This is a genomic window from Bradyrhizobium sp. Mp27, from assembly GCF_029953005.1.
GTDB lineage: Bacteria > Pseudomonadota > Alphaproteobacteria > Rhizobiales > Xanthobacteraceae > Bradyrhizobium > Bradyrhizobium barranii.
The window spans coordinates 1-22,751 of record NZ_JASAUS010000034.1 but is presented as its reverse complement, the minus strand read 5'-3'; the positions used below and the strand labels follow the sequence as shown (position 1 = coordinate 22,751).

The following is a 22,751-nucleotide window of genomic DNA, read 5'->3' as shown; positions in this document are numbered from 1 at the left end:
ATGGTATTGTCCCGGCAGGGGGATTCGCGCCTGCCAACAGAGATGCGTGCTTATGAAAATCACCCGCCTGCGCCTTCACGGCTTCAAGTCCTTCGTTGAGGCCACCGACTTCGTCATCGAGCCCGGCCTGACCGGCGTGGTCGGACCCAACGGCTGCGGCAAGTCGAATCTGGTCGAGGCGCTGCGCTGGGCGATGGGCGAGACCTCGTACAAATCGCTGCGCGCGGCCGACATGGACGCGGTGATCTTCGCCGGCTCCGGCAACCGTCCTGCGCGCAACCACGCCGAAGTGACGATGACGATCGACAACACCGATCGCACCGCGCCGGCGGCGATGAACGACAGCCAGCTGCTCGAAATCTCCCGCCGCATCGAGCGCGAGGCCGGCTCGGTCTATCGCATCAACGGCCGCGACGTCCGCGCCCGCGACGTGCAGATCCTGTTCGCGGACGCCGCCACCGGTGCGCGCTCGCCCGCCCTCGTCCACCAGGGCAAGATCGGCGAGATCATCCAGGCCAAGCCCGAGCAGCGCCGCCGCGTGCTGGAAGATGCTGCCGGCGTCGCCGGCCTGCACGCCCGCCGCCACGAGGCCGAATTGCGGCTGAAGGCCGCCGAAACCAACCTCACCCGCGTCGAGGACGTGATCGGCCAGCTCGCCGGCCAGATGGAAGGCCTGAAGAAGCAGGCCCGCCAGGCCGTGCGCTATCGCGAGGTCGCGGCCAAGGTCCGCAAGGCGGAAGCCACGCTGTTCCACCTGCGCTGGATCGGCGCGCATGCCGATGTCAACGAATCCGGCCAGACCCACGATCTCGCGGTTCGCGAGATGGCCGAACGCACCCAGCATCAGGCCGAAGCCGCCCGCATCCAGGCGATCCGCGCTGCCGAAATGCCGGCGCTGCGCGATGCCGAAGCGCGCGCCGCGGCCGGGCTGCAGCGCCTGACCAATGCGCGCGAACTGCTCGACCGCGAGGAAGAGCGCGCCAAGGAGCGTGTCGCCGAGCTCGAGCGGCGCCTCGCCCAGTTCGAGGGCGACATCTCCCGCGCCCAGCAGCAGACCATGGACGCCGACGTCGCGCTGCAGCGGCTCGACACCGAAGACGCCGAGCTGAAGGAAGAGATCAAGTCGCGGGTCGAGAAGCGCTCCGGTGTCGACGAGCGCGTCGGCGAAGCCGAGGCGGTGCTGACCGAAACCGAGCAGCAGTTCGCCGAGCTCACCACGGCGCTTGCCGACCTCACCGCCAAGCGCAACCAGCTCGAGGCCAATGTCCGCACCCACCGCGACAAGCTCGCCCGGCTCGACCAGGAGATTTCGAATGTCACGGCCGAGGAGCAGAAGCTTGCCGACGAGACCGGCGGCTTCGGCGATCTCGACGAGCTGACCGCAACGGTCGAGACCGCCGAGCAGACGCTGGCTGCTTCGGAAGCCGCGGCCCAGGCAAGCGAAGCCGCCCACGTTGCCGCGCGGCAGACGCTGGAATCCTCGCGGTCGCCGCTCGTCGAAGCCGACAAACGCGTGCAGCGCCTCGATACCGAAGCGCGCACGATCTCCAAGATCGTCAACGGCGAGACCAAGAATCTGTGGCCACCGATCATCGACGGCATCACCGTCGACAAGGGCTTTGAGAAGGCGATCGGTGCCGCGCTCGGCGACGATCTCGATGCGCCGGTCGATCCGTCCGCGCCGATGCGCTGGACCAATGCCGGCGTCACCGACGGCGATCCGGAGCTGCCCGAGGGCGTCGTGCCGCTGGCGAGCCACGTTCAGGCACCCGCCGAGCTGGCGCGCCGCCTGGCGCAGATCGGCGTGGTGCCGCGCGAGCGCGGCGCCGAGCTGGTCTCGCAGCTCAAGACCGGCCAGCGGCTGGTCTCGCCCGAAGGCGACGTCTGGCGCTGGGACGGCTTTGTCGCCGCGGCCCACGCCCCGACCGGTGCGGCACGGCGCCTCGCCGAGCGCGCCCGCCTCGTCGACATCGAGAACGAGCTGGAGCAGGCCCGCATCGACGCGCAGATCAAGCGTCAGGCGCTGGAGAACGCCGAATCCGAGCTGCAGATGGCCGCCAGCACCGAAGGTGCGAGCCGCGAGGCCTGGCGCGCCGCGCAGCGCGAGGTGAACGTCGCGCGCGAGCGCCATGCCACCGCCGAACGCGAGATCAGCCGCCGCGCCGCGCGCAAGGCGACGCTGTCGGAAGCCCATAGCCGTCTCGCCGCCGACCGCGCCGAGGCCGAGGCCGCGTACGAATATGCCGAGGCCGGCATCACCGAGCTGCCGTCGAGCGAGGACACCGAGACCCGTCTCGCCGCTGTCCGCAGCGACATCGAAGGCCATCGTCGCATGGCCGCCCAGGTCCGCGCCGAGGCGCAGGCGCTGGCGCGCGAGGCGGAACTCGCCGATCGCCGCGTGCAGGCGATCCTCGCCGAGCGCACCGAGTGGCAGAACCGCAAGGAGAGTGCGGCCTCTCACATCGACACCATCCAGACCCGCATCACCGAGGTCTCGATCGAGCGCAGCGATCTCGAAAACGCGCCCGCCGTGTTCGCCGAGAAGCGCAGCGCGCTGATCACCGAGATCGAATACGCGGAAAACGACCGCCGCATGGCCGCCGACGCGCTCGCCTCGGCCGAGACCGCGATGGCCGAAACCGATCGCGTCGCCAAGCTGACACTCGAAGCGCTGTCGAGCTCCCGCGAGGCCACCGCGCGCGCCGAGGAACGCATGGAAGGCGCACGGCGCCGGCTCGAAGACATCGAGCGCGAGATCCGCGACATGCTGGAGGTCGAGCCGCAAGCCGTTGCTGGCCTCGCCGAGATCGAGCCCGGCGCCGAGCTGCCGCCGCTGCACGACATCGAGGAAGACCTCGAAAAGATGCGCCGCGACCGCGAGCGCCTCGGTGCCGTCAACCTGCGCGCCGAGGAAGAGCTGCGCGAGGTCGAGACCCAGCACACCAGCCTCGTCACCGAGCGCGACGACCTCGTCGAAGCCATCAAGCGGCTGCGCCAGGGCATCCAGAGCCTCAACAAGGAAGCGCGCGAGCGCCTCCTGACCTCGTTCGAGGTCGTCAACAACCACTTCAAGCGCCTGTTCGTCGAGCTGTTCGGCGGCGGCGAAGCGGCGTTGCACCTGATCGAGAGCGACGATCCGCTCGAAGCCGGCCTCGAGATCATCGCAAAACCGCCGGGCAAGAAGCCGCAGACGCTGTCGCTGCTCTCGGGCGGCGAGCAGGCGCTGACCGCGATGGCGCTGATCTTCGCGGTGTTCCTCACCAACCCCTCGCCGATCTGCGTGCTGGACGAAGTCGACGCACCGCTCGACGACCACAACGTCGAGCGCTACTGCAACCTGCTGCACGAGATGACCGGCTCGACCGATACCCGCTTCATCATCATCACGCACAACCCGATCACGATGGCGCGGATGAACCGGCTGTTCGGCGTCACCATGGCCGAGCGCGGCGTCTCGCAACTGGTGTCGGTGAGCCTGTCAGAGGCTGTGGACATCCTCGACCAGAACGTGGCGTGAGGCAGCGGTCGTTCCGCACCCATTGACGTCATCATCCGCCTTGTGCGCAAATCGCGCACTGGAGCGGATGATCCAGTACGCCGCGCCGTCTCGGTGTAACGGCGCTGTCTCGGAATACTGGATGCCCCGCCTTCGCGGGGCATGACTGCGGATGATGATAGTTCCCACCCTCCCCGCCGAACTGAAAGCCGCCCTCGACGGCAAGCTCCTGGGCTTTTCGCGCACCGACGCCGCACAGCGCTCGCAAAAGATCTCGACCACCTATCGCGCAGGCGGCACCTCCGGCACCATCAAGTCGGAGGCCGACGCGCTCGCCTATGCGCTGGCGCGGATGCCGGCAACCTATGCGGCCGTGGCGGCCAGCCTGAATGCGCTGACCGAGATGGCGCCGGACTTCGCGCCTGAAACGCTGCTCGACGTTGGCGCAGGTCCGGGCACCGCCAGCTGGGCCGCTGCGGAGGCGTTTCCGTCGCTGCAAGATTTCACCCTGCTCGACGCCAACGCCACGCTCAGCCGTCTCGCGCTCGAACTGGCGCATGACAGCACGCGGCTCGCTGATTGCCGCTATCTGCCGGGCGACGCCGGTGCCAACCTCGCCGAGGTCTCGCAAGCCGATCTCGTCGTTGCGAGCTACGTCGTCGGCGAGCTCAGCGAGACCGATCAGCGCAAGCTGGCGGAAACGATGTGGGCGAAAGCGCGCCACGCGCTGGTGGTGATCGAGCCCGGCACACCGGCCGGCTACGCGCGCATCCTCGCGCTGCGCCAGCAGCTGATCGCGCTAGGTGCCTATGTCGCCGCGCCCTGCCCGCACGAAAAGCCCTGCCCGCTCACGGCACCCGACTGGTGCCATTTCAGCCAGCGCCTGCCGCGCTCGCAAGCGCACCGGCAGATCAAGGGCGCGGAGGTGCCGTTCGAAGACGAGCGCTTCATCTATGTCGCCCTGACCCGGACAGCGCCCGCAACACGTGCCGCGCGCGTGCTGGCGCCGCCGGATGTCGGCAAGGCCGAGATCACAGCGAAGCTTTGCACGGAGGGCGACCTCGCCATCACCAAGGTCCCGCGACGCGACAAGGCCGGCTATGCAAACGCCCGGCGCTGGCGCTGGGGCGACGCGGTCATTGCCGAAAGTTAACTTCGTCGGCCGCTTTTGCCTTGAACTCGGATGGTTCCCCATTCGACCAAGTCTTACCTTCCTCTGCGCCGGGCTCTCGTCCTGCGCCAATTTGGTCTAGGCTGCGCCCGCCTTCTTCCCCCTTCAGGAGTTCTCCATGTCGACCGGCTGGATCGTTCTCGGCGTCATCGTCGTCCTCGTGTTCCTGGCGTTCAGCGCCTACAACCGGCTGGTGGCGCTGGGCCAGCGCGTCGGCCAAGCATTTGCCGACATCGACGTGCAGCTCAAGCAGCGCCACGATCTGATCCCGAACCTGGTCGAGACGGTGAAGGGCTATGCCTCGCACGAGCGTGGCACACTCGACGATGTCATCAAGGCGCGCAACTCGGCGATGTCGGCGCAGGGGCCGGCGCAGGTATCTGCCGCCGAGAACCAGCTCTCCGGCGCGCTCGGCCGGCTGATCGCGCTGTCAGAGGCCTATCCGGACCTCAAGGCCAACGCCAACTTCCAGCAGCTCGCTAGCGAACTCTCCGACCTTGAGAACAAGATCGCGGCGAGCCGCCGCTTCTTCAACAACGCGGTCCAGGAATACAACACCGGCATCCAGCAGATGCCCGCCGCCTTGTTCGCCGGCATGTTCGGCTTCACCAAGAAGGACTTCTTCGATCTCGGCGCCAGCCGCACCGAAGTCGAGGCCACTCCGCAGGTGAAGTTCTGAGTTGAGCCGATAGGCCGGCAGGGCATCGCGTCATGGCCGCGTATGGTCTCTACACGCACATCGCCTCGAACAAGTTTCGTTCGATGCTGCTGCTCGCCGGCCTGTTCATGCTGGTCTACGTGCTGGTTTATGCCGGCGCGCTGGTCGCGGAAGTCGTCATCAACAGCAATGGCACTGTCGCCTACTATCTGAGCCGCGCCTTCGCCGACCTGCTCAAAGCCGCCCCCTTCGCGACGATCGCGGCGGCCGTCTGGATCGTCATCGCCTATTTCTTCCACCAGTCGATGATCGATGCCGTGACCGGCGGCCACGACGTCACCCGGCAGGAAGAGCCGCGGCTCTACAATCTGCTCGAAAACCTCTGCATCTCGCGCGGCATCACGATGCCGAAGCTGAAGATCATGGAGAGCCCGGCGCTGAACGCGTTCGCGACCGGCCTCAATCCGCGGCAATATTCGATCACCGTGACCACGGGTCTCCTCAATGCGCTTGATGACAAGGAGATCGAGGCGGTGCTGGGCCACGAGCTGACCCACATCAAGAACGGCGACGTCCAGCTGATGGTCGTCGCCGTCATCATCGCCGGCGTGGTCGGCTTCTTCGGCGAGTTGTTCTTCCGCCTGTTCACGAGCTTCAACTGGAGCTCCGGCTCCGGCGGCTCGTGGTCGTCGGGCTCGTCCTCATCGTCGCGATCGTCCTCTTCGTCTAGCGACAGCAAGAGCTCCGGCGGCGGCGCGGTGATCGTGATCATCATCGCGGTCGTGCTGATCGTGGTGGCGTGGCTGTTGTCGCAGGTGGTGAAGCTCGCGCTGTCGCGTTCGCGCGAATATCTCGCCGACGCAGGCTCCGTCGAGCTGACGAAAAATCCGGACGCCATGATCTCGGCGCTGCGCAAGATCGAGAACCGCGGCGAGCTGCCGGGCGCGACCTCGGCGGTGATGGAGTTCTGCGTCGACAATCCGCGCGAGGGCTTTGCCGATTTGTTCGCGACCCATCCCTCGGTGCAGTCCCGGGTCGACGCGCTGGTCAAGTTCGCCGGCGGCCATGATCCCGGCCCGCTGCCGCCGCCCGACGAGGCGGACGAGCCTGAGGCGCAGGTGGAGCGCCAGGACGGCCCGCCGCCGTTGCGCCAGGGGCCTTGGGACGATGCAGGCGGCTCGGCCGGTCCGCCGCCCGTGCCCGCTCCCTCCGGAACTGCAGCCGGCAATCCGATGGGTCCATGGGGCCGTCGTTAAAGGCGCGATTTTAAGCGACTTGCGAAGGGTTACGTTGCGATTGGGAAAAACCTCGGAAATTGCCACAACCAGAGGCCGAGGATTTGAATTCTCCCTTGTTTCTGCCATGTTCGCGCCCAACAGCAGACTTGGGACATCCTTGGGACATCGATTTGGGGCCCGACCGATTGCAAGGCGCAATCGGAGGGCGCGTTAGGGGACAGCAATGGCAAAGCCGGCAGTGGTTGTGGTGGGCGCGGACAAGGGCGGGGTGGGCAAGACCACGGTGTCGCGCACCTTGCTCGATTATTTTTCCGCCAACAACGTACCGACGCGCGCCTTCGACACGGAGTCGCCGCGCGGAACCCTGAAGCGCTTCCACCCCGAGATCACCGAGATCGTCGACATGATGACGACCTCGGACCAGATGAAGATCTTCGACACGCTCAACGCGGCGAGCCCGTCGGTGACGGTGATCGACGTCCGCGCGGGCCTGCTCTCGCCGGCGCTGGCCTCGCTGCGCGACATCGGCTTCCTCGACGCCGCCAAGGCCGGCCAGATCACCTTCGCGGTGTTCCACATCCTCGGCCCCTCGATCGCGTCGCTCGACGAAATCGCCGAGACCGCGGGCTACATGGGCGGCGCAAAATATTTCCTGGTGAAGAACTTCATCAACGACACCCAGTTCTTCCAGTGGGATCAGGCGACCTACAATTCCTACTTCCACCGCATCAAGGACGCGACCGAGCTGACCATCCCCAAGCTCAACGAAATGGCCTATGAGCAGGTCGAGGTGTCCTCCGTCCCGTTCCTGAAATTCGTCGCCAACAAGGGCATCAACGACGAGGCGGCGAACTATTCCTTCGTGCTGCGCGGCTATGTCCGCCACTGGCTGGCGAATGTCTGGAGCGAGTTCGACCGGATCCGGCTGACCGACATCGTCGGCTCGAAACCCGCCACCCGCAACAGCGAAAAATAGTTGCAGAGCCCGGGCTGATACGGCTGGATTGGGCGGTGAGTTCGCCTGATATAGCTGCCGATGCCCGCGACGCCCCTTTACATCATCTGCTCGCCCCGCCCGCAGGTCGGCAAGACGCTGCTGGCGCGGCTTTTGAGCGAATTTCTGCTGCTCAAGAACGGCGACGTCGCGGCCTTCGACGTCAATCTGAAGGAGCCGTCGCTGCTCGACTATCTGCCGAAGGTCACCGAAACGGCTGATGTGATCGACACCTACGGCAAGATGCAGCTGATGGACCGCGTCATCGTCGATGACGGCATGGCCAAGGTGATCGACCTCGGCTTCCACGCCTTCGACGAGTTCTTCAAGATGAGCGACGAGATCGGCCTGTTCAAGGAGGCCGCGCGTCGCCACGTCGCGCCGATGATCCTGTTCGTCGCCGATACCGATCGCGTCTCGGCCCGGGCCCACGAAATGCTGCGCGGGCAGATCCCCCGGATGAACCTGATCACGGTGGACAATGAGCACGTCGTGCGCGGCGAGCTGCCGGCCGCGATGGCGACCGGGCGGCTGTTCCGCCTGCCCGCACTGCCCGGCTTCCTCAAGACCTATATCGACCGGCTCAACTTCTCCTTCACCGGCTATCTGCGCCAGGAGAAGGACACCTCCACCGAGCTGCACCAGTGGACCCGGCGGAACTACCTCGCCTTCCGCGAGCTCGAGCTCAGCCTGATCCTGCAAAGCTCCTGAGGCGATAATTTTACCCGGGCATTATTGACTGCGGGCTTGGCCGCGCCTATTGAGGCGGAGATCGGTATCCCTCTCAGCAAGGCCCCACCGTGAGCATCGACCGGAAGGCAGCCATCGCCGCCTACAAGGAGCGCAAGACCATTGCGGGCATCTACGTCGTCCGCTGTGCGGTATCGGGCGAGGCCTGGGTCGGCCAGGCGCCGAACCTGCAGACCATCCAGAACCGCATCTGGTTCTCGCTCCGCCAGGGCAGCCACACCTGCCGTACCCTCCAGGCCGCCTGGAACGCGCATGGCGAGGCGGGCCTGACGTTCGGCGAATGCGAGCGGCTGGAAGATGAGGAAACGGACTACGTCAGGAACGCGCTCCTGAAGGAGCGCATGCTGCATTGGCGGTCCGCATTGAAGGCCGAGGCGATCTGACGATCGCCGGGGCGCCGACGGAGCTCAATGCCCTTCGAACGTCATCAGCGTTCGCACGGGCACGTCCATCGCGCGCAGCTTGGCGGCACCGCCGAGATCGGGCAGATCGACGATGAAGCAGGCGGCGACGACATTGGCGCCGATTTGGCGGAGGAGCTTCACCGCGCCTTCCGCGGTGCCGCCGGTGGCGATGAGATCGTCGACCAGGATGACGCGCTCGCCGGGCTGGATCGCGTCGACATGCATCTCCATCTCGTCGATGCCGTATTCGAGCGAGTAGGCAATGCGCACGGTGGTGTGCGGCAGCTTGCCTTTTTTCCGGATCGGCACGAAGCCGGCCGAGAGCTGATGCGCCACCGCGCCGCCGATGATGAAGCCGCGCGCCTCCATGCCGGCGACCTTGTCGATCTTGTTGCCGGCCCAGGGATTGACGAGCTCGTCGACCGCGCGGCGGAACGCGCGCGCATCGGCGAGCAGGGTCGTGATGTCGCGGAACATGATCCCCGGCTTGGGATAGTCGACGATGGTGCGGACGCTCGCCTTCAAATCGTGGTCAAAGGTCATTCGTGCCTCTCAATTAACCGGTGCATCCAGCCGGAACGCATTCTCGACAATCTTCAAACCCACCTCGCCGCTGAGCGACATCAGCGATTCCGGGTGGAACTGCACGCCGGCAACCGGCAGCGTCTTGTGCTCGAGCGCCATGGCGACGCCGTCCTCGGTGCTGGCGGTGACATCAAGCACCTCGGGCATGCTGTCGCGCTCGACATAGAGCGAGTGATAGCGGCCGATGACGATCTCGTTCGGCAAATTGCGCATCAGGCGTCCGCCCCGGACCTGCACCCGCGAGGGCCGGCCGTGCGCGGGATGGGTGAGCTGGCCGAGCTCGCCGCCGAAATATTCGCCGATCGCCTGCACGCCGAGACAGACGCCGAACACCGGCAGCTTCTTCTCCAGCGCCGCATCGATGGTCTTCTTGATCCCGAAATCTTCGGGCCTGCCTGGTCCGGGCGACAGCACCAGCAAATCCCACCTCTTCCGCTTGAGCATGTCGAGCGCATGCACATGGCGGACCACGGTGACGTCGGCGCCGACCTGGCGGAAATAATCGGCCAGCATGTGCACGAAGCTGTCGTCGTGATCGATCAGCAGCACCTGCTTGCCCGAGCCGGTCGCATCGGGCGCGAAGGCCGACAGCGGCTTTGGCGGATCGCCGCGCAGCGCCTGGAACAGGGCTGCGGCCTTGACCTGGCACTCGCGGTCTTCGGCCGCAGGATCGGAATCGAACAGGCAGGTCGCGCCGACGCGCACCTCGGCCAGACCATCCTTCATGCGGATGGTGCGGATGGTGAGGCCGGTGTTGATGCTGCCGTCGAAATTCACCGCGCCGATCGCGCCGGCATACCAGCGCCGCGGCGAGCGTTCGTGATCCTCGACGAACTGCATCGCCCAGAGTTTTGGCGCGCCAGTCACCGTCACCGCCCAGGCATGGGTGAGGAAGGCATCGAGCGCGTCGAAGCCGGGACGCAGCATACCCTCGACGTGATCGACGGTGTGGAACAGTTTTGAGTAGGTCTCGATCTGGCGGCGCGCCAAGACCTTGATCGTGCCGGGCACGCAGACGCGCGCCTTGTCGTTGCGATCGACGTCGGTGCACATGTTGAGCTCGAACTCGTCCTTCTCCGAGTTCAGGAGCTGGCGGATCTGCTCGGCATCGCCGATCGCATCGGTGCCGCGCGCGATCGTGCCCGAGATCGGGCAGGTCTCGACGCGGCGCCCGTCGGAGCGCACGAACATTTCCGGCGAGGCGGAGACGAGGAACTCGCCCTCGCCGAGATTCATCAGGGCGCCGTAGGGCGACGGGTTGATGACGCAGAGGCGCTGGAACACTTCCGCCGGCGAGCGATCGCAGGGCTCGGCGAAGAGTTGCCCGGGCACGGCCTCAAACAGATCGCCGCGCGCGAAAGCCGCGCGCGCGGTCTCGACGGTGGCCTGATATTCGCCGGGCGCGTGATCGGCAAAGCCCTGGCGCGGCGTCTTGAGGTACGGGCTCTCGACGGTCTCGCGCGGCAGGCCTTCGGTGGACTTGCCCTTCCACGCAAAATCGTAGCTCAGCACCACGCCGCGGCCGGTCGCGCGGTCGTAGGCGAGCAGGCGATCGGGGACGTAGAGCACGATGTCGCGCTGGTCCTGTTCGCGTGCGCGCTTCTGCACGAGGTCCTCGATCTGGAACACGAGATCGTAGGCGAAAGCGCCGAACAGGCCGAGCAGCCCGTCATCGTTGGCGGAGAAGGCGGCGACGAGATCGCGCACCAGCGACATCACGCTGGCGCGCCGCGTGCGCTGGTCTTCCTCGACCGGCGCATCGCCGCGGATGATGTGGCCGGCAAGCCGCGTGGCGCTCGTCTCGGAGATCACGACGCAGGGCTCGCGCAGCACGTCTGCGAGGAAGGCGATCAGCACCTGCCCGCGTTCATTGAGCGCTTCCAGCTTGAAATTGACGCCTGTGGTCTCAAGCTTGAGCGGCGGGTCGGAGAAACCGAGGTCAAAGCTCTCGTAGCGGCCGGGCACGGTCGTGCCCGAGGACAGCACCACGCCGCGGCGGCGGTCGAGCAGGTTGATGAGATCGTCGAGCCTGTTGGCGCCGCCGGTGAACTGCTCCGCCACGCGCGTGATCGCGAGACCGCCGCGGGTCACGTAGTCGCTTCGGGCCGGGAGGGCAAAGACTGTCCTGTTCATGTCGTCCTCTTACGAAACTTGCCGAGGAAACGCCACACAGGACAAACGATCAGGCCGCCGCACTGCGTGGCGACCTTCGACGATTTTGAGAAATGAAATCGCACCGGCCACCTCTTTAGGAGGTGCGCCACCAAAGACGGGCTGGGCGGACGGCGGTGCTCATGGGGCGGATACTCACCATGGCGCGGGGACGGCGTCAAGGGTGGGCGGGCGCCGTCCGAGCTCCAGGCGATCAGCCGAGATGCTTCCTGAAAAACTCCGTAGCCCTGCCCCAGGCGAGCTCGGCGGCTTCGCGGTCGTGCACGGCCTGGCGCTGCTCGTTGACGAAGGCGTGTTCGGCGTCATAGCGGAACAGCTCGAGCGACTTGCCGGCGGCCTTCATGCCGTTTTCAAAGGCATCGACCAGTTGCGGCGTGCACCAGTCGTCCTTGTTGGCGAAATGGGCCTGGAGCGGGATCTTGACGTCCGCGGGCTTGGCCGCCTGCTCCGGCGGGATGCCGTAGAACACGACGCCGGCCGCGAGCTCCGGAATCTTGGTCGCGCCGATGATGGTGACGGCGCCGCCGAGGCAGAAGCCTGTCAGCCCGACCTTGGCGCCGTTGCGCGACAGATATTGCGTGGCGCCGCGCACGGTCTGCGTGGTGGCGTCCATGAAGTCGAGCGAGTTCATCTCTTTGCCGGCGGCGTCCATGTCGTGATACGGTACCACCTTGCCCTTGTAGAGATCGGGCGCCAGCGCATCGAAACCGGCGAGCGCAAAGCGGTCGCACAGGCCCTTGATCTGGTCCGACAGGCCCCACCATTCCTGGATCACGACCACGCCCGGCGCGTTGCCGCGCGCGGCGTTGGCGAGATAGCCCGAGGCGTCCTTGCCGTCCGGGCGCTTGAAGGTGATGGCGGTTCCCATGGTGTCCTCCGATGAGTTTCTGGGGGAGCGGTTGAAACTATTTTGGCGGGTGTGAGGGCGATAAGCAATCGCGCCAAACAACACACTCTTGTGCCCCGGATGCAATGCAACGCGCCGCCCTTCGCGTGGTGCGTTGCTGATCCGGGGCCCAGCCACAAGCATGCTGGGTCCCGGCTCTGCGCAGCAGCGTCGCAAGCTGCAGCGCGTCCGCGACACGGGCAACAAAAAAGCCCCCTTACGGGGACTTCTTCATTTTCGTCTCGATCCGCTCAGTGGGAGTCGGACCAGACCTTCTTCTTGGTGAAGTACATCAGGCCCGCGAAGATGATCAGGAACACGAACACCTGGAAGCCGAGGCGCTTGCGAGCTTCCATGTGGGGTTCGGCGGTCCACATCAGGAACGTGGTGACGTCCTTGGAATATTGCGCGACCGTGGTCGGCGAGCCGTCGTCATAGGTCACCTGGCCGTCGCTGAGCGGCTTCGGCATCTTGATGGCGTGACCCGGGAAGTACTTGTTGTAGTAGGAGCCTTCCGGGATGGTGACGCCCTCAGGCACCTTGTCCTCAAAGCCCTGGAGCACCGCTGCGACATAGTCCGGGCCCTGCTCCTGGTACTGGGTGAAGAAGTCGAAGATGAACCAGGGGAAGCCGCGGCCGTAGGAGCGCGCCTTGGTGATCAGCGACAAATCGGGCGGCGCCGCACCGCCGTTCGCCGCACGGGCCGCCTGCTCGTTCGGGAATGGCGAGGGGAAATAGTCCGCCGGCCGGCCCGGGCGCTCGAACATGTCGCCCGCATCGTTCGGGCCGTCCTTGACCTTGTAGTCGGACGCAAACGCCGCTGCCTGCGCCACCGAATAGCCGGGGCCGCCGGCTTCCGCGAGGTTGCGGAAGGCGATGTAGGACAGGCCATGGCAGCTCGAGCAGACCTCCTTGTAGACCTTCAGGCCGCGCTGGAGCGCGCCGCGGTCGTACTTACCGAAAGGGCCGGAGAACGACCATTTGTTGCCCGGCGGCCTCTCGCTGCCTTCGGAGGCGCGAGCGTCCTGAAGGCTGCCGAGGAACAGCGCGCCGGCAGCAACGAGCGCGATGGCGACCGAGGCCACCGCCTTGCCGCCCTTGGCCAGGATCGCCTCCGAGATCGAGTTCGGCACCGGCCGCGGCGTCTCGATGCGCGAGAGCAGCGGCAGCACAATCAGGAAATAGGCGAAATAGCAGACCGTCAGGACCCGGCCGGCGATCACGTAGATGCCTTCCGGCGGCTGCGCGCCGAGATAGCCGAGCAGGATGCAGACCGCGACGAAGATCCAGAAGAACTGCTTGGCCAGCGGCCGGTACTTCGACGACCTGGTCTTGGCGGCATCGAGCCAGGGCAGGAAGCACAGGATGATGATCGCCGAGAACATCCCGATCACGCCCGCGAGCTTGTTCGGGATCGAACGCAGGATCGCGTAGAACGGCAGGTAATACCATTCCGGCACGATGTGCGGCGGCGTCACGCCCGGGTTCGCCGGGATGTAGTTGTCGGCGTCGCCGAGATAGTTCGGCATGTAGAAGATGAACCAGGCGTAGAGCAGCAGGAAGCAGGCGACACCGAACCCGTCCTTGATGGTCGCGTGCGGCGTGAACGGCACCGTGTCCTTTTCCGTCTTCGGCTCGACGCCGTCAGGATTGTTCTGGCCGGCGACATGCAACGCCCAGACGTGGAGCACGACGACGCCCGCGATCAGGAACGGCAGCAGATAGTGCAGCGAGAAGAAGCGGTTCAGCGTCGGGTTGCCGACCGAATAGCCGCCCCACAGCAGCGTCACGATGCTCTCGCCGACATAGGGAATGGCGGAGAACAGATTGGTGATGACGGTGGCGCCCCAGAAGCTCATCTGGCCCCACGGCAGCACGTAGCCCATGAAGCCGGTCGCCATCATCAGGAGGTAGATGATGACGCCGAGGATCCAGAGCACCTCGCGCGGCTCCTTGTAGGAGCCGTAATAGAGGCCGCGCAGCATGTGGACGTAGACCGCGAAGAAGAACATCGACGCGCCGCAGGCATGCATGTTGCGCAGCAGCCAGCCGTAATTGACGTCACGGACGATCAGCTCGACCGACTTGAAGGCGAGATCGGCATGCGGCGTGTAGTGCATCGCCAGGACAACACCGGTCAGGATCTGCATCCCCAGCATGAAGGAGAGGATGGCGCCGAAGGTCCACCAGTAGTTCAGGTTGCGCGGGGTGGGATAGACGACGAAGGAGGAATGGACGAGACCGATGATCGGCAGACGTCGCTCGATCCATTGCAGGGCCGGATTGCTCGGCTGGTAGTCGGATGGTCCGCTCATGATGCGATCCTGAGGAAATATAACGACGAGACGGCGCGAAGCTTCGGGCGAAGGCCCGAAGCTCAGCCGATCTGGATTTTGGTGTCGGAAACGAACTGGTACGGCGGCACCGGCAGGTTCGCGGGCGCGGGCCCCTGGCGGATGCGGCCGGACGAATCGTACTGCGAACCATGGCAGGGGCAGAAGAACCCGTCGTAATTGCCCTCATGAGCGATCGGAATGCAGCCGAGATGGGTGCAGATGCCGATCACGACCAGCCACTGCTCGTGGCCCGGCTTGACCCGGGCCTCGTCGGACTGCGGATCGGGCAGGCTCGCCACGTTGACGGCGCGCGCCTCGTCGATCTGCTTCTTGGTGCGGTGGCTGACGTAGATCGGCTTGCCGCGCCAGAACACCTTGATGTCCTGCCCCTCGGCGATCGGGCTGAGATCGACCTCGATCGGCGCACCGGCGGCGATGGTCGACGCATCGGGATTCATTTGAGAGATGAAGGGCCAGAGCGCAGCTGCGCCCCCTACTGCTGCAGCTGCCCCCGTTGCAACGAATAAGAAATCACGGCGTGTCGGATGGTCCGCCGAAGACGCTGTCGTCACGATTCCAACCCTTTCTTCTTATGCTGCCGGCGGAACCGTTCCGGGAGCCCCCAAGGTCCCCAAAACAGTATGCCGGCGCCCGCGGCCCCCCGCGGCGGCAGAACTTCACTTGTCCCCACCGAAACAGGGCGAAAACAGCAGTCCAGAATCGTTCTATTGGCACCCTTGCCGGGCGAGCGCAAGCCCGCTAACGGCGTGGGGGCGTGCAATGCACGAATTCCGCGGCCAGCGATGTTTTATTGAGACATTTCCGGCCCGCACCGACCCCGATACAGCCCATGCAGATCGCGCTTTTCCAACCCGACATTGCCCAGAACACCGGCACGATTCTCAGGCTCTGTGCCTGCCTGGGCATGGCCGCCCACATCATCGAGCCGGCAGGCTTCCCGTTCTCCGACCGCTTGTTCCGCCGGGCGGGAATGGACTACCTCGATCATGTCAGCGTGACCCGCCACGACTCCTGGTCGAAATTCGAGGACTGGCGTGCGACACAGGGCTACCGCCTGCTGCTGTTCACCACCAAGGCCGCCACTGATTACCGCGATTTTCATTACCAGACGTCGGACATCCTGCTATTCGGGCGCGAGAGCGCCGGCGTCACCGACGCGGTGGTCGAGGCTGCGGATGCGCGGCTGGTAATCCCGATCACGGCGGGGCTGCGGTCGCTCAATGTCGCCATGACCGCGGCGATGGCCGCAGGCGAGGCGCTGCGGCAGCTCCGGAACCCGCAAGTTTGATATGTTGAGGAGAGATCATTGAGTTACGCGGTCAAGGAAATCTTCCTGACCCTGCAAGGCGAAGGCGCCCATGCCGGCCGCGCGTCCGTGTTCTGCCGTTTTGCCGGCTGCAACCTCTGGAGCGGCCGCGAGGCCGACCGCGAGGCCGCGACCTGCAAATTCTGCGACACCGACTTCGTCGGCACCGACGGCACGCTCGGCGGCCGCTATGCCTCGGCCGCGGAACTCGCCGACACCATTGCCGCTCAATGGACGGCTGCCACCGACAACAACCGCTACGTGGTGCTCACCGGCGGCGAGCCGCTGCTCCAGGTCGACGCCGCGCTGATCGACGCCCTCCACGCCCGCGGCTTCGAGATCGGCGTCGAGACCAATGGCACGATTGCGGCGCCTGAGGGGCTCGACTGGATCTGTGTCAGCCCCAAAGGCGGCAGCGAGCTCGTCCAGCGCCGCGGCCACGAGCTGAAGCTGGTCTATCCGCAGGCCCTCGCCGCCCCCGAGACCTTCGAGAGCCTCGCCTTCGAACGCTTCTCGCTGCAGCCGATGGACGGACCCGAGGTTGCCCAAAACACCGTGCGTGCGATCGACTATTGCCTTCGCCATCCGCAATGGCGGCTGAGCGTGCAGACGCATAAATCGCTCGGCATCAGATAGGATTGGTTTTCGAACAGATGTGGGAATTGACGAAATCGTTCCGCTTCGAGGCGGCGCACTCATTGTCGGGAACGACCTTTGGCGCCGCGAGCGAGGAGATCCACGGCCACTCCTTCCGCGCCGAGGTGACGTTGCGCGGCACGCCCGACCCTGCGACCGGCATGGTGGTCGATCTCGGCCTCGTCCAGCGCGCCATCGAGGACGTGCGGCTCACGCTGGACCACAAATACCTCAACAAGATCGAGGCGCTGGGCACACCGACGCTGGAAAACCTCTCGCGCTTCGTCTGGGAGCGGCTCCAGCATATCGGCAAGCTCACCCGCGTCAGCATCCACCGCGACAGTTGCAACGAGAGCTGCACCTATTACGGTCCGCAGGGGTGAAATTCGTAGGGTGGGCAAAGCGAAGCGTGCCCACCAATCAGGACGACAGTGAAGATGGTGGGCACGGCGCAAGAGCGCCTTTGCCCACCCTACGAGACCGGTTTTGGAATTGGACATGGACGCCTCAACAATCGAAGACCGCAAGACGCGCGCCCGCGCCTGGTTCGAAGCTTTGCGCGACGACATCTGCGCGAGCTTCGAGCGGCTGGAGGATGACGCGCCGGAAAGCCTTTATCCGGGCGCGGCCGGGCGCTTCAAACGCACGCCCTGGCAGCGCACCGATCATACCGGCGCGCCCGGTGGCGGCGGCGTGATGTCGATGATGTCCGGCCGCCTGTTCGAGAAGGTCGGCGTGCACTGCTCGACGGTGCACGGCGAATTCGCGCCCGAGTTTCGCGCCCAGATCCCGGGCGCGGCAGACGACCCCAAGTTCTGGGCCTCCGGCATCTCGCTGATCGCGCATCTGCGCAATCCGCACGTGCCCGCCGTGCACATGAACACCCGCTTCGTCGTCACCACAAAAGCCTGGTTCGGCGGCGGCGCCGATCTCACGCCGGTGCTCGACCGCCGGCGCACGCAGGACGATCCCGACACGCTCGCCTTCCACGCCGCGATGAAGGAGGCCTGCACGGGCCCGAACGGCGTTGCCGACTACGACAAGTACAAGAAATGGTGCGACGAGTATTTCTACCTGCCACACCGGAAAGAGGCGCGCGGCATCGGCGGCATCTTCTACGACTGGCACGACAGCGGCGACTGGGACGCCGACCTCGCCTTCACCCAGGATGTCGGCCGCGCCTTCCAGAAAATCTACCCTGACATCGTCAGGCGCAATTTCGCGAGCGCCTGGACCGCTGAGGATCGCGAGGAGCAATTGATCCGGCGCGGACGCTATGTCGAATTCAACCTGCTCTACGACCGCGGCACGATCTTCGGGCTCAAGACCGGCGGCAACGTGGACTCCATCCTATCGTCGCTGCCGCCGGAGGTGAAATGGCCATGAGCACCGCGATGCCTCCGCTACCGCGCGCCATGCTGATCGACATGGACGACACCATCCTGTCGGCCTACGGCCGGCCCGAGATCGCCTGGAATACGATCGCAGAAGAATTTGCCGACGAGCTCGCGCCGCTGCCGCCGCAGCAGGTCGCGACCGCAGTTTTGGCCTTCGCACGAAACTTCTGGGCGAACGCGGAAGCCGCGTGGCGGATGAAGCTTGGCGAGGCGCGGCGGCTCACGGTGCGGGGCGGCTTCGCCGCGCTCGCCGCCGACGGCCACCGCGCCCTCTCCGACGATCTCGCCGATCGCCTCGCCAACCGCTTCACGACCTATCGCGAAGAAGCGATCTTCGTGTTCCCCGGCGCGCATGATGCGATCGACGCGTTCAAGGCACGCGGCGTCAAACTCGCGCTGGTCACCAACGGCGCCGCCGACATGCAGCGCGCCAAGGTCGAGCGCTTCGAGCTGACTCATCGCTTCGATCACATCCAGATCGAGGGCGAGCACGGTTTCGGCAAGCCCGAGGAGCGCGCCTATCTGCACGCGATGGAGGCGCTCGGCGTCACCGCGAAAGACACCTGGATGATCGGCGACAATCTGGAATGGGAAGTCGTGACGCCGCAGCGCCTCGGCATCTACTCGATCTGGATCGACGTGCATGGCGACGGCCTGCCCAAAGGCTCGGCCGTCAAGCCCGACCGCATCATCCGCTCGCTGACCGAACTCGTGCCGGACCAGCCGTAACCCAGGCGAAAACAAAACATCGAAAACAACCCCATGCACAGTAGCCGGCTGCTGCAATTTCAACAGCTTGCCGCAAACGCAATTCATTGCTGATTTTACGAAATCATTTGACGCGTCGGGCAAAACAGGCGCATGATGCCATCATCGCCGGGCCTGGGACGGAATAGCCCCTGGTGACCTCGAGCGATCCCCCACTCGAACCTCTGCCATCGACGTTTCGGCAGTCTGCGCAAGCCGCGGCGAATTCACGGGTCCCATAGCCCGTGATCGGCCTGTCATGACGGCTTGCTAGCCTCCCCTCTCGTCGATCAACCCCGAAAGGACCATCCATGGAACTGAAAACCGGCGACGTCGTGATGCTGAAATCCGGCGGCCAGCCGCTGACCGTCGCAGAGGTGAAAGGCGACGACATCCTCTGCCTCTGGATGGGCTCGGAAGGCGATCTGTTCCGCGAGACGCTGCCGCTGGCCGCGCTCGACCGCCTGGAAGTGGAAGATCACGACGAGGATGAGGACGAAGACGAGGATGACGAGTAGGCACGCCTAAGGCCTGCGATTGCGAGAAAGGGAGACCTGAAGCCTCCCTTTCTTCACGTCTTCAGATCCGCTGATCAGAAGCGATAGTTCACACCAACGCGCGCGATGTCGAAGCTCGGCTTGATATCGACGTGAGTCGCGATGACGCCCGTCAACCCGGCCGGCGATTGAAGCGAGCCGGTCAAGTTGTAGCCTTTCGTGCCGAAGCCCATGTGCAGATACTCGCCCTTGACCGACCACCCTGCCCCCAGAGCATATTCGAAACCGCCGCCAACCGCGTAGCCGATCAGGACGGCGCTGTCAGAAGCGCTCATGGAGCCCAGCGGTCCCAGGGTTGGCGGGAAGAGGGCAGTGACGATACTGCCCGTAGCGTTCGCATTGACCTTGGTATCGGCCAACGCAATACCGCCAGTCGCGTAAAGCAACGCCGGCCCAAACGCATAACCCACTCGGCCACGGAAGGTCGCATACCAATCGGTGCTGACGGAAGTGCTGCCGCTGAAATTGCCGCCGATGAAGACGGGAACAGCAATAGCCGAGTTGCCGGTGCTGGCCTTTGAATTGAGATACTGCCAATCAGCCTCAATGCCGAGCACCGTCTGTTCAATCTGCCAGTTGTAGCCGGCTTGGATACCGGCGGTGACGCCATTACCGTTGCCGGATACGGGGTTGAAGGCATAGATGCCCGAACCGCCATTCGAGTTCACGATTGTCCCAGTGGCGTTCGACGCATCGTAGCTGCCCCAGCCATAACCAACGTTGCCGCCGATATAGAATCCCGTCCAGTTGCCCACCTGAGCGGGAGCCTTCGACGACATACGGACCGGCGCCAGATCCGCAGCCTGGGCTGTGATCGGGCCGAGAGCGACTGTCGACAGCAATACAAGCGAAAACTTCCTCATTTCAACACCCCCCTTATTGAGCCGCACTGGCGGCCTGCCAATCATCATGAAGCAAAACCAACGCAGCATCAAAGCGCGATTGAATGCGCGAATCAGATCGCCCAATCGTTGCGCTCGGAGCCGGCGACGCCCTTCGCTGCTCGGGGCGGACAATGCGACGCCGTGTCTGCTCTGTTTGGTGAAGCGGACCTCGAGGGACTGCCTCTCCCGGCTTCCTAATCTAGCGAGAGGGAGCTCGTGCCAAGTGCAAGGCGGCCTCAACGCCGCCTTCCAGGATCTGCTCCGCCTGCGCAGCGTTGGGCACGGCCCGCGCGAACTGAAGGGTGCCCACCAAGAGACCGAAGATGGCGGTCGCGCGGCGGCGGCTCGCTGATGCATCTGCGTCAGGAGCAGTGCGGCCAATGTCGCAACGTAGCTTCGCAGCCCCTTCTCGTAATCTTTCCTGGTGGACAGGGGCTGTCGGGCGATTTCGGGGAGCAACGCCGCCGAGGGGCATCCGCCCGTCGGGTCTTCGAGGTGAGCGCGGTTCAGGTAGCTCCGGATCGCGCCCTCAAGGTCCAGGCCTCTCCGCTGATCCTCATCGAGGCGATGTTGCTGGTCGTCGAGCGCGCTCGCCAGCGCCTCGCGAACGAGCGCGTCTTTGGATTCGAAGTGCGGAGAGAATGCGCCTTTGGTCAGGCCGGCCTCGTCCATGGTCCCGGCGATCCCGGTGGCGGAGATGCCGTTCCGGCGCATGCACTTCGACGCCACATCGATGATGTGCCGTCGCGTCGCCGCCTTATGACCTTTCTCGAAGCGCATCTTCTCTCCTCTCCACCAATATCCCGCGGCCCTTACGCTGCGGCCGCTTCCAGCAAAGCTTGGAAGTCGCGATCAAGTTGCTGGGCCACTGGATCGACATTATCGCTGCCAAACCGACTGAAAACCGATGCTGGTCGATCACGACGTTAGATCGCACTCGACTCTGCGCCCAAGATGCCCTCGATGCCGCGGGCAAGGCTTAGAAGCCCCCGGTCGCTCCCTAAGGGGGCATCCAGCTCAAGCCCGATCGGCAGCCCCGCGCGAGACAAGCCAACAGGAAGGCTGACACCGGGCAACCCCACGCTGCTTGCCGACACGGTGTGGTTCGCCAAAGCGAGGTAGCTAACCTCCTGCCCCGCGATATGGACGGTCGCCTGCTCGTCGATCAAAGGCGCCGTGCAGGGCGTGGTCGGTTGCAGAATGACCAGCGCTCCATGAGAGACGAACGCCATGTTGAGCCGGCGCTGGATTTCCGGCCGGCTCACGTCGAGCGCAGTCTGATAGGCCTCTGCCGAGGTAGCACCTGCGCCACCCGGCAGTACGATGTGCCCCCACGCCTGCCGAAGTTGGGGCTTAAGGCCCTCGTAAATGGCCTCGAACGTGGTCGGAATGTCATGGCGGCGAAGAAACTCTGAAATTTCGCCCATCGTCTCATGAGCGAAGATGCCCCATGTTGCGGTTTGGACGAGGGAATTGAAATCGTCGCCAAGGTCTACTTCAACGACCTCGGCGCCGGCGTCCTGCAAGCGCCGAACCACCTCGCGGAAGCGGGTCTCGACTTCTGAATCCACCAGATCCAGAAACTGTCGCGGCGCGAAGGCCAGCCTGACACCCTTCAGGCCGTAGCCGCCGTCGGAGGACTCCGCTGCCTGTTCGCCGGTCACGACCTGATCCACCAGAATGCAGTCCTCAACGCTACGCGCGAATGCGCCCGTCGTGTCGAGCGTATGGGAGATCGGCGCAACGCCGTAGCGCGGCCAACGCCCGGTGGTTGGCTTAAATCCCACGACCCCGCAGAACGATGCGGGTACCCGGATGGACCCGACGGTGTCACCGCCCAAGGACGCGGGAACGAGGCCAGCGGCCACGGATGCGGCGGAGCCGCTCGAGGAGCCGCCCGACACGCGATCTCGTGCGTGCGGATTCTTCACCTGGCCGTAACGTGCGTTATGACCGGTCAAGCCGTACGACATCTCGACGAGGTTGTTCTTGCCGAAGACCAAAGCGCCCGCCCCCTTAATGGCCCGGACAGCGTCGGCATCTTCGCGCGGCACGAAGCGAGCGAGACCTTCAACGCCCAGGCTGGTAGGTAGCCCTTTCGTCAAATAACTGTCCTTCACTCCAAGCGGCACGCCAAGAAGCGGGGCCGCCGATCCGGCCGCACGCGATTTGTCTGCGGCCCTCGCGGCCGCCAGCACCCCGGCCTCGTCGATGGTGATGAAGGCGTTCAGCTCAGCAAGCGCTCGGGCGCGCTGTAAAAGCGCCGCGGTGTAGGCCTCCGAGGTAATGTCGCCGTTGCGAATCGCTGCTGCAGCGGTTGCGAGCCCAAGCGTGTCGACATCTGTGCTTTGTCGCGATGCGATGTGTCGTGAAGCCGTGCTCGTGTCGTCCATGAAATCCTCGCTAGTACCCACTTTTCTTGGAACGTGAGTCGTGATTCAAGGTCGGGATGATACCCGAAGCAAGAGAAGTCCACCTTTCGAGGAAAGATCGCAAGGTGCTTGAGGCGTGCT

20 protein-coding genes are annotated in these 22,751 nt (G+C 65.0%); 13 read left to right on the top strand and 7 right to left on the bottom strand.

Annotated elements, in window-relative coordinates:
• Positions 1–52: 52 nt before the first annotated feature.
• The 7 genes from smc (at position 53) to QJT78_RS18945 (ending at position 8,690) form a co-directional block, all read left to right on the top strand.
• A complete protein-coding gene (gene smc, locus QJT78_RS18975) occupies positions 53–3,517 on the top strand; it encodes a chromosome segregation protein SMC (RefSeq protein ID WP_028150716.1) in 3,465 nt (1,154 codons plus the stop codon).
• A 151-nt stretch (positions 3,518–3,668) separates the two neighbouring features.
• Positions 3,669–4,649: a small ribosomal subunit Rsm22 family protein gene (locus QJT78_RS18970; RefSeq protein ID WP_028150715.1), complete on the top strand. Its 981-nt coding sequence runs from the start codon at positions 3,669–3,671 to the stop codon at positions 4,647–4,649.
• 136 nt (positions 4,650–4,785) lie between these two features.
• Positions 4,786–5,346, top strand: a complete 561-nt coding sequence (locus tag QJT78_RS18965; protein ID WP_014497379.1) for a LemA family protein — start codon at positions 4,786–4,788, stop codon at positions 5,344–5,346.
• Positions 5,347–5,378: 32 nt separating this feature from the next.
• Positions 5,379–6,581, top strand: a complete 1,203-nt coding sequence (locus QJT78_RS18960; RefSeq protein ID WP_028150714.1) for a M48 family metalloprotease — start codon at positions 5,379–5,381, stop codon at positions 6,579–6,581.
• A 205-nt stretch (positions 6,582–6,786) separates the two neighbouring features.
• Positions 6,787–7,539, top strand: a complete 753-nt coding sequence (locus QJT78_RS18955; protein ID WP_028150713.1) for a hypothetical protein — start codon at positions 6,787–6,789, stop codon at positions 7,537–7,539.
• A 60-nt stretch (positions 7,540–7,599) separates the two neighbouring features.
• Positions 7,600–8,268: a hypothetical protein gene (locus QJT78_RS18950; RefSeq protein ID WP_038943447.1), complete on the top strand. Its 669-nt coding sequence runs from the start codon at positions 7,600–7,602 to the stop codon at positions 8,266–8,268.
• 89 nt (positions 8,269–8,357) lie between these two features.
• The gene (locus QJT78_RS18945) at positions 8,358–8,690 is read left to right on the top strand and encodes a GIY-YIG nuclease family protein (RefSeq protein WP_038943446.1); all 333 of its coding nucleotides are present in this window, start codon (positions 8,358–8,360) and stop codon (positions 8,688–8,690) included.
• A gap of 24 nt (positions 8,691–8,714) precedes the next feature.
• Here the strand turns inward: QJT78_RS18945 and QJT78_RS18940 are convergent, their stop codons facing one another.
• The 5 genes from QJT78_RS18940 to petA all read right to left on the bottom strand — a co-directional run bounded on the left by QJT78_RS18940 (position 8,715) and on the right by petA (position 15,262).
• Positions 8,715–9,254 (bottom strand): adenine phosphoribosyltransferase, encoded by a 540-nt coding sequence (locus tag QJT78_RS18940; RefSeq protein WP_038943444.1) that lies wholly within the window; start codon positions 9,252–9,254, stop codon positions 8,715–8,717.
• 9 nt (positions 9,255–9,263) lie between these two features.
• On the bottom strand, positions 9,264–11,429 hold the full coding sequence (locus tag QJT78_RS18935; protein ID WP_028153671.1) for an anthranilate synthase component I: 2,166 nt from the start codon (positions 11,427–11,429) through the stop codon (positions 9,264–9,266).
• Positions 11,430–11,661: 232 nt separating this feature from the next.
• Positions 11,662–12,336, bottom strand: a complete 675-nt coding sequence (locus QJT78_RS18930; protein ID WP_028153670.1) for a dienelactone hydrolase family protein — start codon at positions 12,334–12,336, stop codon at positions 11,662–11,664.
• Between the two features lie 269 nt (positions 12,337–12,605).
• Positions 12,606–14,669 (bottom strand): cytochrome b/c1, encoded by a 2,064-nt coding sequence (gene fbcH, locus QJT78_RS18925; RefSeq protein WP_038943443.1) that lies wholly within the window; start codon positions 14,667–14,669, stop codon positions 12,606–12,608.
• A gap of 62 nt (positions 14,670–14,731) precedes the next feature.
• Positions 14,732–15,262, bottom strand: coding sequence for a ubiquinol-cytochrome c reductase iron-sulfur subunit (petA, locus tag QJT78_RS18920; RefSeq protein WP_028153668.1), 531 nt, complete (start codon positions 15,260–15,262; stop codon positions 14,732–14,734).
• 278 nt (positions 15,263–15,540) lie between these two features.
• Here petA and QJT78_RS18915 point away from each other — a divergent pair, with 278 nt between their 5' ends.
• The 6 genes from QJT78_RS18915 (at position 15,541) to QJT78_RS18890 (ending at position 19,315) form a co-directional block, all read left to right on the top strand.
• Entirely contained in the window at positions 15,541–15,999 is a 459-nt protein-coding gene (locus tag QJT78_RS18915) for a tRNA (cytidine(34)-2'-O)-methyltransferase (protein ID WP_014497389.1), read from the top strand.
• 18 nt (positions 16,000–16,017) lie between these two features.
• Positions 16,018–16,653 (top strand): 7-carboxy-7-deazaguanine synthase, encoded by a 636-nt coding sequence (queE, locus tag QJT78_RS18910; RefSeq protein ID WP_028153667.1) that lies wholly within the window; start codon positions 16,018–16,020, stop codon positions 16,651–16,653.
• Between the two features lie 17 nt (positions 16,654–16,670).
• The gene (locus QJT78_RS18905) at positions 16,671–17,036 is read left to right on the top strand and encodes a 6-carboxytetrahydropterin synthase (RefSeq protein ID WP_028153666.1); all 366 of its coding nucleotides are present in this window, start codon (positions 16,671–16,673) and stop codon (positions 17,034–17,036) included.
• Positions 17,037–17,151: 115 nt separating this feature from the next.
• Entirely contained in the window at positions 17,152–18,039 is an 888-nt protein-coding gene (gene hemF / locus QJT78_RS18900; RefSeq protein WP_038943440.1) for an oxygen-dependent coproporphyrinogen oxidase, read from the top strand.
• Positions 18,030–18,779, top strand: a complete 750-nt coding sequence (locus QJT78_RS18895; RefSeq protein ID WP_028153664.1) for an HAD family hydrolase — start codon at positions 18,030–18,032, stop codon at positions 18,777–18,779. Before hemF ends, QJT78_RS18895 begins: the two co-directional genes overlap by 10 nt.
• Positions 18,780–19,108: 329 nt before the next feature.
• The gene (locus tag QJT78_RS18890) at positions 19,109–19,315 is read left to right on the top strand and encodes a DUF2158 domain-containing protein (RefSeq protein ID WP_028153663.1); all 207 of its coding nucleotides are present in this window, start codon (positions 19,109–19,111) and stop codon (positions 19,313–19,315) included.
• Positions 19,316–19,389: 74 nt separating this feature from the next.
• Here the strand turns inward: QJT78_RS18890 and QJT78_RS18885 are convergent, their stop codons facing one another.
• The gene (locus tag QJT78_RS18885; protein WP_240537590.1) at positions 19,390–21,018 is read right to left on the bottom strand and encodes an outer membrane beta-barrel protein; all 1,629 of its coding nucleotides are present in this window, start codon (positions 21,016–21,018) and stop codon (positions 19,390–19,392) included.
• Between the two features lie 146 nt (positions 21,019–21,164).
• Complete coding sequence (locus QJT78_RS18880) at positions 21,165–22,631, bottom strand: amidase family protein (RefSeq protein ID WP_028153660.1); 1,467 nt, start codon at positions 22,629–22,631, stop codon at positions 21,165–21,167.
• Between the last annotated feature and the right edge of the window lie 120 nt (positions 22,632–22,751).